Origin of the sequence: Pseudomonas sp. NPDC087346 (genome assembly GCF_044744235.1) — a bacterium.
GTDB lineage: Bacteria > Pseudomonadota > Gammaproteobacteria > Pseudomonadales > Pseudomonadaceae > Aquipseudomonas.
Genome location: NZ_JBIUXX010000041.1, coordinates 47,017 through 56,944, shown reverse-complemented (window position 1 = coordinate 56,944; position 9,928 = coordinate 47,017). Strand labels below are relative to the sequence as shown.

Here is a 9,928-nt window from a genome sequence, read left to right as displayed (position 1 = left end):
CCTCAACCAGATCTTCCGGTTTGCCAACGCCCATAAGGTAACGTGGGTTGTCCGCCGGCATCATGCCCGGCAGATAATCCAGCACCTTGATCATTTCGTGCTTGGGCTCGCCCACCGACAGACCGCCGATGGCCAGACCGTCGAAGCCGATCTTGTCCAGACCTTCCAGCGAGCGCATGCGCAGATCCTGGTGCATGCCCCCCTGAACGATACCGAACAATGCCGCAGTGTTTTCACCATGAGCATTTTTCGAACGCTGAGCCCAGCGCAGCGACAACTCCATCGACACACGGGCGACGTCTTCATCAGCCGGGTATGGCGTGCATTCGTCGAAGATCATCACGATGTCGGAACCGAGATCGCGCTGCACTTGCATCGATTCTTCCGGGCCCATGAACACTTTGGCGCCGTCGACCGGAGAGGCGAAGGTCACGCCCTCTTCCTTGATCTTGCGCATCGCGCCGAGGCTGAACACCTGGAAACCACCGGAGTCGGTCAGGATCGGGCCTTTCCACTGCATGAAATCATGCAGGTCGCCGTGCTTCTTGATCACTTCGGTGCCAGGACGCAGCCACAGGTGAAAGGTGTTGCCCAGAATCATCTCCGCGCCGGTGGCGACGATGTCACGCGGCAACATGCCCTTGACCGTGCCGTAAGTGCCCACCGGCATGAAAGCCGGGGTCTCGACGGTGCCACGCGGGAAGGTCAGGCGACCACGGCGAGCCTTGCCATCAGTGGCAAGCAGCTCGAACGACATACGACAGGTGCGACTCATACAGTTTCCTCTGGGCCCGATTCTTTAGGGGCAGTCGGCGCAGGATTACGCGTGATGAACATCGCATCACCGTAGCTGAAAAAGCGGTATCCGTTGTCGACGGCGGCCTTGTAGGCGGCCATGGTTTCGGGATAACCGGCGAACGCCGAAACCAGCATCAACAGCGTGGATTCAGGCAAATGGAAATTGGTCACCAGCGCATCGACCACATGAAACGGTCGGCCCGGGAAGATAAAGATATCGGTGTCGCCACTGAACGGCTTGAGCACGCCATCACGCGCAGCACTTTCCAGCGAACGCACGCTGGTGGTGCCCACGGCAATCACCCGACCGCCACGCGCCCGGCAAGCGGCGACGGCATCGACCACGTCCTGGCCGACTTCCAGCCATTCGGTGTGCATGTGGTGATCTTCGAGCTTCTCGACGCGCACCGGCTGGAACGTACCCGCGCCAACGTGCAGCGTCACGAAAGTCGACTCGACGCCCTTGGCGGCAATCGCCTCCATCAGCGTCTGATCGAAATGCAGCCCTGCCGTCGGCGCCGCCACCGCACCGAGCTTCTCGGCGTACACGGTCTGATAACGTTCGCGATCCGAGCCTTCGTCCGGGCGATCTATATAAGGAGGCAGCGGCATATGCCCGACGCGATCGAGCAGCGGCAGCACTTCTTCATCGAAGCCCAACTCGAACAACGCATCGTGGCGTGCGAGCATTTCAGCCGAGCCACCACCGTCGATGAGGATCTTCGAACCCGGCTTCGGCGACTTGCTGGAGCGCACATGGGCCAGCACGCGATGACTGTCGAGCACTCGTTCGATCAGAATTTCCAGCTTGCCGCCGGATTCTTTCTGGCCAAACAGCCGCGCCGGAATCACCCGGGTATTGTTGAACACCATCAAATCGCCCGGGCGCAAATGCTCAAGCAAATCAGTGAATTGACGGTGTGCAAGGGCGCCGCTGACCCCATCAAGGGTCAACAGGCGACTACCGCGACGCTCGGCCAAAGGGTGGCGAGCGATCAGCGAATCAGGGAGTTCGAAGGTAAAGTCAGCAACGCGCATGATGGGGTTCGTCTAGCAGGGCCCGAAAGTCTAGCCGAAATATCGAAAATTGACCATGAAACGTGATTGACCAACGGTAATCACCTCTCTATACTTCGCCGCCATTGAGCCCTGATGGCGGAATTGGTAGACGCGGCGGATTCAAAATCCGTTTTCGAAAGGAGTGGGAGTTCGAGTCTCCCTCGGGGCACCATATAGCTGTATCTGAGAGTCTCTACCAGTCTCTCAGACCCAAAGAAACCGGCCACTTGGTCGGTTTTTTTGTGCCTGTCTGTCTACCCCTGTCCATCCTTATCCGTTGTATCCCTGTATCCCTGCTTGTATCCTGAGAAAAGTACCGAACTTTGGGATACAAGGATGAAGCGCGCAGATATCAAGCGTCGGCCTCTAGCAGATACCACACTCGCGGGGCTGGAGCCGGAATCAAAGGAATACCGAGAGCTGGATGGAAATGGCCTCTACTTCAGGGTCAAACCTGATGGGGGCAAATCTTGGCAGCTCCGCTATAAACGCCCGGCGGGTAATTGGGCGTGGATGGGGCTGGGGGGTTACCCAGAGGTAAGCGGCGCGCTAGCAAGAGACAAAGCTGCCGAGCTACGCAAAGTAGTGAGCAGTGGTGCCGACCCTCTCGAGCAAAAGCGATCTGCAAAAGCGGCAATAAATGCAGCTAAAACTCGAACCTTCCGAGCGGCTGCTGATGCTTGGTTAAAGGCGAAAGAAGAAAAGGGCCTGGCTCCGTCCACCCTCAATAAGATTCGCACATACCTCGACAAGGACATTCTCCCGGCGCTCGGGGACAAACCTCTCGACGAAATCACCCGGACGGATTGCGCACATCTGCAAGCATCCATAGAAGCGAGAGACGCTCACAACGTAGCGGAAAAGTGTCGCACCTGGATCAATCAGATCTTCGGTCGAGCCATTGGATTAGGCTTGACCGAGAACGACCCGGGAAGCCGACTTCGCGATATCGCCGCTCAAGCACCGAAAACTCAACAGCATCCTCATTTGCTGGAACCTGAGCTTGGCGACTTCTTGAACGCACTAAGACACACCCCCAGCAGGCTAACGGCTCGAACAGCGGCATGGCTGTGCATATGGACGGCATCGCGACCGGGGATGGTCCGTTTAGCCGAATGGAAGGAGTTCGACCTTGATAAAGCGATCTGGACGACGCCAGCCGCCAAAATGAAGATGCGCAGGGATTTCGTATGCCCGATCCCTAGGCAAGCGCTAATCGCCCTGAAGGAACTCCAGTGCCTAACAGGACGCAGTCGGTGGTTATTCCCCGGTGTCGGGGCCAAGAACCCGACAATCAGTGAGAACACAATCAACAAAGTCTTCGCGACGGTTGGTTACAAAGGTCGCTTGGTCGGTCATGGAACTCGACATACCGCTAGCACTTTACTCAGGGAACACGGCTGGCCAAAAGAGCACGTAGAAGCCCAGCTCGCTCACAAAGAAGAGGGAATTTCAGGGATTTACAACAAGGCTCAATATCTCGATCACAGAGTGAAGATGATGCAGTGGTACGCGGATTATCTGGACCAGTTGGCGGCGGGTAATGTTGTTCTCGGGCATTTCGCCGAGGTGGTATGAACGTGATTATCCACATCCTCTCAAAAATCGGTGTTACAGGTGTTACGCATGTAACGACTGCTACCAAACGCCCGAATTCATTGACTATCAGGCTTGTTACACGATTGCGCGGCTGCTCGTACACCCGATGTAACTCGGCACAAACGTGTAACGCCAAAACGAGGCTTCGTCCTGCTGCGGGCCGCTGCTTGCCCCGCGCTGACAAAGGGCTTTCGCTGGTTACGCTCGCAAAGTATAGGGCGTGGGATCAAAGCGGAGACGATGCGCGAGCCACTGACCAATGACTACTAACCAAAGCATCGCGCATTCGGCACTTACGTCTGGCTTGAGGGGTTTCCTATCTGACCAGTCGCTTTATGCCCTGTGCCGTGAACAGCTCACTGATGTGTGTTACTTGATCGATCAGTGTTGCCAGCGCATCCAGAGCAGCGGCATCAGCAGCGATCTCAGCAGTATGTGCATCAAGGCGACCATGCATGAGGAAACCATTTTCCAGTACGCCTCTACCGAACCCAGAGCGCGCCTCGCGCACTGGGTTCGTCAATACAGCGGGTGTCACGCTGCTTCGGATCGAGAGGCACATGCGGCCTACATCATGGCCTGCGCTGTGAAGGCACTCGGCATTTTGAGCGACTGGATGCGTGAAGCCGATCAGAAGGTCTGGTCATACGTGTCGAAGCATCCGACCGACTGGCCTTGGAGCTTCTACTGTAATTTCGTCGAGACTCAGATTGACCCGCGGGAACGCATTGAGGCGCTCGAGCAATATGTGCTTCATCTGGAGCCGATTACTTCACTCCCCTGCCTTATCGATGATGAGCTGACCCCGACTGCAGATAGAGCTATCAAAAACGCCATTCGCAAGAAAGGTGGCGTCGTCAGTGGGATAGGGCGAGCTCAAGACATGACCACTCGCGATGCGGCTATCACTAAGCAGGCCCTTCATTACTTGGCGAGCGGCATGTCACACAGGGATATCACCTCGAAGGTACATTCCTGGCTCGAGCAGGAAGTCGCAAAGCCACCCGCGCAGCGCCCTGAGTGGATCGCCCTTGAAACCGAAAAGGCGTTGTCTCGTAAAAGTGTCGAGGCAATTCTCAAGCGCAACTTCGTGGTGTAAACCTGAAATTTCAAATGGAAGTGAACTGCTCACCGGCGCCCAATCTCTAGACCATTGCTCTCGTCCAAACCAATCGAGAGCAATACCAATGACAAAGAACCTCACCCAATTCCCCGCTCCAACCTTTTCAAATCTTGCTAATCCTTTCGACTCTCCTTCCGCCGTACCAGATCTAGCCACTCCGTTTGATCCCGCCACTACCCTCATTCGCATGCCGCGTCTTGAGATAGCTACGGGACTCAAGCGCTCGACTCTCTACAAGCTGATGCAGTGCCCTGAAAGTGGTTTTCCACGACCGGTAAAACTGAGCAATAGCAACGCACGCGGAGCTCCTGTCGCGTGGGTTCTTTCTGAAGTCCAGAGCTGGGTCAAAAGCCGCATTGAGGCCCGGGATCAGGTGGCCGCATGAAGCGCAATTACTGCCCTTTCAAGCGACCATTCTTTGACTCGTACAGCATCGGATTCCGCCTCTATCAACCTGGTGAGATTAACTGGCGTCATCGCACTATTGCGGGCGTGAGCTGGAACGGCGAAGAGCAAGATGCGTTCTTCTTCAGCCCTGACGGTCTCGTGCTTCCACTCAAAGCCAATCCTTGGGAACTGCCCGAGCTGATCCTAAAAAATGCGGTGCGCAGAGAGTTTTCGAGCGTTCACGGCTCCGGCTATTTTGCTATGAGCGAAAGCCGCCTCGCCTCGTTGAAATCGCGCGGCATGACCGACTGGGTTACCTACTGGCTCGTCGATCAATCAGCGGGATTCGCGAACGATCCGGCGGTATGGCAACGCATCACGGATGAGGATCTTGCCGTCGAGAAGACGACAAGCGAGCGCGCTCATCAAGATATGCGCTTGACCTCCGACCTAAACGGTTATGTCGAGGAGTGTGTTGCACAACGCCGCGAGCAAATGACCGTTTTACACCGTCGCCGCTGTGTTGAAGACAGCAAGATCCTAGCCTGGCTTAAAGGCGAAACACCGCCTCCACTTTTCGCTAATGCGCAGGAGGCGGCATGAATCGCAATATCGCTGATAACGCCTTGATGCATCCGTTCTCCGTGCTGCGCCGCATCGGATTTTCTACTCGCCTCATGCAGCGCCTTGAACGCCACCGCAGCCAACAGGAAAAGCGAGGCCGCGTGGTCAGCGTACTGAGTTGGGCCGACGGCACCTGGTGCGCCCTCTCCCTCCACTGCGAAAAAAGCGGCGCGGTGATCGTCGACGAAGGCCAGCAAACCCAAGCCTACGAAGACGCCCGCTCGATGCTCAGCGGCGGCTTCCTACCGCTCCTATCCCTGCGCTGGGAAGCCCATGCCTGAAACGAAAACGCCTCCGGGGGCGATCCGGAGGCGTTGAGGTCAATCTACATGCACGAACAATTTATGCCGCACCTGAAAAAACCGCAAGCCATCAGCGCAGTTGCACTTTCGAAAAACGGACGTTACTCTTTGGCCGTCGCTGCAAACTCAGTGACCGGGCTTGGTAACCCGTTGAACAATAGGCGCAACAGCGCCCATATCTCTTTTGCAGGCGCTTTTTTTGCGCCCGCAAATCCGTTTTATGGCGGCTGTGCGTGGGAGACCTTCGGGTCTGCCGGGTTCCTATTGTCCCGGTTTACCAACCTGCGCACAGCTGCCACCCATTCGCTTGGTAACGAACGTGGCAGCTCCTCAACAATAGGAGCTTCGCCAGATGCACGCCCTCAATCCGTCCAAAATTCGCGCCGCTGCACACCGTGCAATGGCTCTCGCCGCTCTACACGCCAATTCCAGCCTCGCTACACGCCTCTCCCGTTACAACGCTCACATGGCCAAAGCCCGCGCACTCGAAACCGCAGGCGGTGCCCAATGAACAACGCTTTGAGTTTCGCCCTGCCCGAAGACCTGCTCTGCGTGAATCCGACCGCAGAAGCCGGTGTACCCATTGACGCCATTACCTGCGCAATTGCTCGCGCCGACTCGGTGCTGACGTTGCTTGAAGAACACTTTGAAAGCGACTCCTCGCGCCTTGCTAACCACGTTATCGCGGCCGTCCTCTGGGACGTGCGCGGCACTCTTGGTTTGATTAAAACACTGACCTTGCACGGCGACTCCACCTCGACGCCTGCTGCGCAGAAAGGCGGTGCGCTATGAACACCTCCACCACCCTCGGGCATGCCACCTTCACTCGCGTGAACGCCTCCGACTTGAAGTTGTTCCGGGTCAATGCCGGAGTACCGGTCGAGGACGCACTGGAGATGGTTTCCCTGCTGCAGCATCACGCCAACCAACTCAACTTCGACGCCGCCATGAGCGACAGCGGTGAGCGTTTCAGTTGGCCTGCTCTGTACCTTGGCGAGATGGCCAAAGCGCTGATTGATGACATCAACGACGCACTGTTTCTGCCGAGGGCTGACACATGAGCCAGCGCCCGAATAGCAACACCAAACGTCCAAGTTTTGCCGACGTGAAGGCCGCCGCGCTGAAAGACATTGATCGTGTCTTGTCGCACTGGCTGCCCAACGGCAAGCGCGTCGATGGCGGCAAAGAATACACCGCACCGAATCCAACCCGCAGCGACAAGCGCGCCGGTTCGCTGAAGATCAGTTTGAGCAAAGGCACATGGTCCGACTTTGCCACCGGCGACAAGGGTGGCGACCTGATTGATCTGGTGCGCTATCTGGACGGTGGCACCGACATCGAGGCCTGCAACCAACTCGCAGAATTGCTCAACGTGTCGCCCGGCGCCGCCCAGGCGAAGATCGCGCCTGCCAAAACAAAGGCACCTGAGTGGATTGCCATTCAGCCGATACCAGCGGAGGCCATGAACAAGTGCCCGGCCAAGCATCGGCAGCACGGCGCACCGTCCAAGGTGTGGATCTACCGTGACGCTCAAGGTCAGCCGCTTATGGCGCTCTATCGCTTCGACCTCGCGCCCGATAAGGGCGGCAAGCCGAAGAAGGTTTTTGCACCCCTTACATGGTGCGAGCGCGCCGATGGCCAAATCAAGCAATGGCGCTGGCAGGGTCTGCCCGATCCACGTCCGCTGTTGCGACTTGATGAACTGGCTCAACGTAGTGATGCACCGGTAGTTTTGTGCGAAGGCGAAAAAGCTGCCGACGCTGCCGCCGAACTGCTGCCGAGCCACGTGGCCACCTGCTGGCCGAACGGTTCCAACTCTTGGCACAAAGCCGACCTGACACCGCTGAAAGGCCGAGACGTGCTGCTGTGGCCTGACAACGACAACAGCGGTAAAGCATGCATGGAGGCCGTCGCCGAGAAGCTGCGCGAAATCGGCGTCGCCTCGGTTCGTTTCATCGCTCTGGACTCGTTCAAACGTAAGCCCACGCTGAAAAGTGGCCGCGCCGCTTTCGCCAAAGGTGGTCAATGGGATGACGGTGATGACGCTGCAAATGCGCTCACCAAAAATTGGACAGCCGCGCATTTCGCCGAGCTGCAAAGCAGCGGCGAGCTGTTTGGTTTGGTCGAGGAAAAAACAGCCCCTGAGCAAACTGAAGCCAAGACGGACGCGAAGACGAAATCCGCAGCCAAGCGCCCGACAAAATCGAAAACCGACCTGATGCCCGGCGGCTTTCGGCTGACGTCAGAAGGTGTGTTTTATGCCGGTGACGACGGTGAAGCGCGTCCAGTGTGTTCACCACTGGAGATCCTCGCCCGTACTCGCGACGACAAAGGTCAGAACTGGGGTTTGTTGGTTGAATTCGACGATCCCGACGGCGCCAAGAAACGCTGGAACATCCCGGCCCGCACCATGACCGGTGACTTCGGCAAAGATGTGCTCGGACCACTAGTGGACATGGGGCTACGCCTCGCAGGCAGTCGCTCTGGCCGCAATGCACGCAATGACCTGCAGAGTTATCTCGGCGGCTTCGACAGCGCGCAACGGGCTCGACTGGTCACGCGCTTGGGTTGGCATGACACAGCCTTTCTACTGCCCGAACAGCAGGTCGGTACGCACAGCGAACACCTGCACTTCTACGAGGCCGGTTCGCAACTTCCGCCTATCAGCGAAGCGGGCACGCTTGAGCAGTGGCAGGAGCAGATTGGCGCGCTTTGCGTCGGTAACCATCGTTTGGCATTTGTCGTTGGAGTGGCCTTCGCAGGGCCGCTGCTGCACATGCTCGGCCATGAATCAGGCGGCTTTCACCTGTATGGCGATAGCTCCGGCGGCAAGACCACACACTTGCAAGTCGCGGCCTCGGTCTACGGCGGACCGCGACTGGTGCGTTCGTGGCGCTCCACCGACAACGCGCTGGAGTCCATCGCCGCCGCGGCATTCCGACGGCCTGCTTGTCTTGGATGAAATCGGCATGTGCGACCCGCGCATCATCGGCGAGACGGTGTACATGCTCGGCAACGGCACCGGCAAGGCACGCGCCAACGATCGAGGGCAAGCTGGCCGACAGGTACAAGAGTGGCGTTTGCTTTTCCTCTCCACCGGTGAAAAGACGTTGGCCCAGCATATGGCCGAAGCGAACAAGGAGCTGAAAGCGGGCATGGAGGTACGCATGCTTGCCGTTCCTGCCGATGCGAGCAAAGGCCTCGGCATGTTCGATACGCTCAATGGTTTTGAAGATGCAGCGGCACTGTCCGACGCGCTCAAGGCTCGCGTAGCGAAATACTACGGCACGCCGCTCACTGCCTTCCTTACGGCGCTGTGTGAACCCGGTAAGCGTCATGGATGGTCCGCCATCCTGCGCCGCACGCTGGAAGGTTTTATCGCCCAGTCGTTACCAGCGTCGGCCAGTGGACAAGCGCACCGTGCCGCTGCTCGCTTCGGTCTCGCCGCCGCAGCGGGTGAGCTGGCCACCGCGATGGGAATCACCGGCTGGCCCGACGGAACCGCCACCACCGCTGCTCGCGTTTGCCTCAACGCATGGATGAACGAGCGTGGCGGCGTCGGTAACTTCGAGGGCGATGCGATCTTGGCGCGACTGCGCCAGGTCATCGAGCGCTTCGGTGAAAGCCGCTTCACGCGCTGGGAATCGACGGCGGCAAAAATCGATGAGCACGGGCCGCGCACCATCGACCGACTCGGTTTTCGTAAGACGCTGGAGCACGGGCTCGGAGACTCCCTGCACACCACCAACACCTATTACGTGCTCCCAGAGCTATGGCGCTCGGAGATCTTCCGAGGCATGAACATCAACGCGGTGAACAAGGAACTGCTGCAGCGCGGTGTTCTGGAACCCGGGAAGGACGGAAAGGCGTCGAGCCTGATCCGGTTACCCGGTCTCGGCACGCAGCGTTGCTACATCGTTAAGACGATTCCGGGAATGGATGAGAGCGAGGCTCGGGCTGCCTGAGGGCATCTCTGCTGATCGAGGTAGCGCCGGCTTATTCCCGGCCTCGCCAGCCACTCAACCAACCCACAATC

At 58.1% G+C, this 9,928-nt stretch carries 9 protein-coding genes, 1 tRNA gene and 1 pseudogene; 9 read left to right on the top strand and 2 right to left on the bottom strand.

Annotation, left to right across the window (positions count from 1 at the left end; genetic code table 11):
• Together tgt and queA are read right to left on the bottom strand one after the other, a co-directional pair.
• On the bottom strand, nucleotides 1–757 hold a 757-nt coding region (gene tgt / locus ACIOZM_RS22000; protein WP_401217129.1), incomplete at its 3' end, for a tRNA guanosine(34) transglycosylase Tgt.
• Between the two features lie 14 nt (nucleotides 758–771).
• Nucleotides 772–1,836 carry a tRNA preQ1(34) S-adenosylmethionine ribosyltransferase-isomerase QueA gene (queA, locus tag ACIOZM_RS21995; RefSeq protein ID WP_401217120.1) on the bottom strand — a complete coding sequence of 355 codons (1,065 nt, stop codon included), beginning with the start codon at nucleotides 1,834–1,836 and terminating at the stop codon, nucleotides 772–774.
• 108 nt (nucleotides 1,837–1,944) lie between these two features.
• On the opposite strand from queA, the gene ACIOZM_RS21990 reads away from it, so the two are divergent.
• The 9 genes and pseudogenes from ACIOZM_RS21990 to ACIOZM_RS21950 all read left to right on the top strand — a co-directional run bounded on the left by ACIOZM_RS21990 (nucleotide 1,945) and on the right by ACIOZM_RS21950 (nucleotide 9,857).
• A tRNA-Leu gene (locus ACIOZM_RS21990) sits at nucleotides 1,945–2,029 on the top strand.
• Between the two features lie 164 nt (nucleotides 2,030–2,193).
• On the top strand, nucleotides 2,194–3,435 hold the full coding sequence (locus tag ACIOZM_RS21985; RefSeq protein WP_401217117.1) for a tyrosine-type recombinase/integrase: 1,242 nt from the start codon (nucleotides 2,194–2,196) through the stop codon (nucleotides 3,433–3,435).
• Between the two features lie 280 nt (nucleotides 3,436–3,715).
• Nucleotides 3,716–4,555 (top strand): hypothetical protein, encoded by an 840-nt coding sequence (locus ACIOZM_RS21980; RefSeq protein ID WP_401217115.1) that lies wholly within the window; start codon nucleotides 3,716–3,718, stop codon nucleotides 4,553–4,555.
• 88 nt (nucleotides 4,556–4,643) lie between these two features.
• The gene (locus ACIOZM_RS21975; RefSeq protein WP_401217112.1) at nucleotides 4,644–4,964 is read left to right on the top strand and encodes a helix-turn-helix transcriptional regulator; all 321 of its coding nucleotides are present in this window, start codon (nucleotides 4,644–4,646) and stop codon (nucleotides 4,962–4,964) included.
• On the top strand, nucleotides 4,961–5,569 hold the full coding sequence (locus ACIOZM_RS21970; protein WP_401217110.1) for a hypothetical protein: 609 nt from the start codon (nucleotides 4,961–4,963) through the stop codon (nucleotides 5,567–5,569). Before ACIOZM_RS21975 ends, ACIOZM_RS21970 begins: the two co-directional genes overlap by 4 nt.
• Entirely contained in the window at nucleotides 5,566–5,871 is a 306-nt protein-coding gene (locus tag ACIOZM_RS21965) for a hypothetical protein (protein ID WP_401217107.1), read from the top strand. Before ACIOZM_RS21970 ends, ACIOZM_RS21965 begins: the two co-directional genes overlap by 4 nt.
• A gap of 528 nt (nucleotides 5,872–6,399) precedes the next feature.
• Entirely contained in the window at nucleotides 6,400–6,684 is a 285-nt protein-coding gene (locus ACIOZM_RS21960) for a hypothetical protein (RefSeq protein ID WP_073473331.1), read from the top strand.
• The gene (locus tag ACIOZM_RS21955) at nucleotides 6,681–6,953 is read left to right on the top strand and encodes a DUF3077 domain-containing protein (RefSeq protein WP_102901546.1); all 273 of its coding nucleotides are present in this window, start codon (nucleotides 6,681–6,683) and stop codon (nucleotides 6,951–6,953) included. Before ACIOZM_RS21960 ends, ACIOZM_RS21955 begins: the two co-directional genes overlap by 4 nt.
• Nucleotides 6,950–9,857 (top strand): annotated as a pseudogene (locus ACIOZM_RS21950) (DUF927 domain-containing protein). Before ACIOZM_RS21955 ends, ACIOZM_RS21950 begins: the two are co-directional and overlap by 4 nt.
• Nucleotides 9,858–9,928 lie beyond the last annotated feature (71 nt).